This is a genomic window from Bradyrhizobium sp. 23 (genome assembly GCF_023073295.1).
Taxonomy (GTDB): Bacteria; Pseudomonadota; Alphaproteobacteria; order Rhizobiales; family Xanthobacteraceae; genus Bradyrhizobium; species Bradyrhizobium canariense_D.
In genome coordinates this window covers 35656-37468 of record NZ_JADPJF010000032.1, presented here as the reverse complement: position 1 = coordinate 37468, position 1813 = coordinate 35656, and the positions used below count along the sequence as shown (strand labels likewise).

General features: G+C 65.9%; 2 protein-coding genes and 1 pseudogene. 1 reads left to right on the top strand and 2 read right to left on the bottom strand.

Annotated elements, in window-relative coordinates; translation table 11 throughout:
- Positions 1-175: 175 nt before the first annotated feature.
- The gene (locus tag IVB32_RS04360; protein ID WP_247369231.1) at positions 176-946 is read right to left on the bottom strand and encodes an anti-sigma factor; all 771 of its coding nucleotides are present in this window, start codon (positions 944-946) and stop codon (positions 176-178) included.
- A 106-nt stretch (positions 947-1052) separates the two neighbouring features.
- On the bottom strand, positions 1053-1541 hold the full coding sequence (locus IVB32_RS04355; RefSeq protein WP_007594679.1) for a sigma-70 family RNA polymerase sigma factor: 489 nt from the start codon (positions 1539-1541) through the stop codon (positions 1053-1055).
- 173 nt (positions 1542-1714) lie between these two features.
- Between IVB32_RS04355 and IVB32_RS04350 the strand changes: the two are divergent.
- A pseudogene (locus IVB32_RS04350) lies at positions 1715-1813 on the top strand (NADH-specific enoyl-ACP reductase); the annotation flags it as partial.

Sequence of the window (1813 nt, the reverse complement as noted above, 5' to 3'; positions counted from 1 at the left end):
CCTCGAGAGGGGGACCAGCGCGGTACCAAAAACCCCAATCGAGGCCGCCCGCGTCGATCGGCGGATCGAACGCTGCTCATTTTCGCGTGATCATCCGGTGCGATAATGAGACGCGCCGATGTCTTCATTCCAAATTTTCAATGTCGGAATCGAGGCACCGCGTTGGCGTGGTTGTCTAGGTGCCGCTTTTCTCTGCCTGGTCGTAGACCGCCTGCGCCACTTTGGTGAGCCGATCCCGGTCGCCGCCACCGCTGACGACGTAGCCGACGCCGCGCTCCGACCAGAACAGCGCCCCGTCCTTGTCCGTTCTGGCGTAGCGCATCTGCGTCGCGCCATTCTCGGTCTTGGCGGTGTAGATCGTGTACCGCTCGCCCGAGGCGCCCTCATACATCAGGAACGACGCCGGGCCGTTCGGCCCCGGCAAGAGCCGGCCACCGACGAGCTTCAGTCCACTCCCCTCTAGGTTCGGTGCAAACACGGTCCAGCCGCAACGTCTGGTCAGCCAGGCCTGGAGGTGGTCGCGCTCGTTGCCGCCGACCTCGACGGGATGGCGAACCTCGACGACATAGAGGCGGTGGGCGTCGAGCGCGTCAGTCGTAAAACTCTGGAAGGTCGACGGCGCGTTGGCGGCGCCATGCCCCAGCCAGCCGGCGGTGCCGCCGGCGACGAAGGCCACCAGCACGGCCGCGGCGGCGCCATAGAGCCAGTGCCGCGGGCGGCGCTCCAGCCGTTCGAGCTCGAGCCGCGCCGGCACCGGCTCCTGGGCGACGGAATCGTAGCGGGCGTGCAGCATCTCGGCCATGGCGCGCCAGGACTGCACGCGCTCGCCATCCTCGGGCTGCGCGGCAAGCCAGGCCTCGACATCGGCGCGGCGCTCGGCCGGCAGCTCGCCGTCGACATAGGCGTGCAGTTCGTCCTCGGTCACTGGGATCTTGCGGTCGTTCATATCGATCGTCTCTGGCTCTGCGGCCCAAAATGTTCTTCGTGGTTCAACTGCGCCGCTTCCCATGCCATGCAGGAGGAACGACCGGCGCGATGCATCAATCCTGCCATCATTTCACCCGCCTGAGCGCCGGGCGCTCGCCCTCCAGCGAGGCTTTGACGTGGGCGCGTGCGCGTGCCAGGCGCGACATCACGGTGCCGATCGGCACGCCCTGGATGTCGGCGACCTCGCGGTAACTCATGCCCTCCAGCATGACCAGGAGCAGCACCGAGCGTTGCTCCTCGACGAGCGTCGCCAGCGCCCTCTCGATATCGCGCCCTTCGGCTTCGGTCCCGCTGGCATCCGGGTTGTTCTCCGTCAGCTGCATGAATTGCGGCCGCCGTGCCAGCGAGCGCCGCCGGTTCTTGTTGAGGTTGGTCAGGATCGTATAGAGCCAGCTCCTGACGTCGCCCCCGAGAAACAGGCGCTCCGAACGCAGCGCTCGCACCAGCGTATCCTGCACCAGATCATCGGCCGCATCCGCCTCGCGCGTGAGCGCGCGGGCGTAGCGGCGCAACGCCGGGATCATGGCTTCAACACTCTGGCGAAACGCACTCATTGCGGTCTTGACGTCCTGATGTTCGGCGCGAGCGCCACAACGATCATAACACCCGAGCGGAACGGCTATTCCGGCCCTTGAAACAGCGTTAACGCCGCGTATTAGGACTGTACCGCAACGGAGGGCTGGTGTACCTCCAAACCTCACCGGGAGCTCGACGGGACGTTAGCAAAATGGCGCAGAATTCAGGTCTGATGCAGGGCAAGCGAGGCGTGGTCCTCGGCGTTGCCAACAACCGCTCGATCGCCTGGGGCATTGCCAAGGCATGCCAC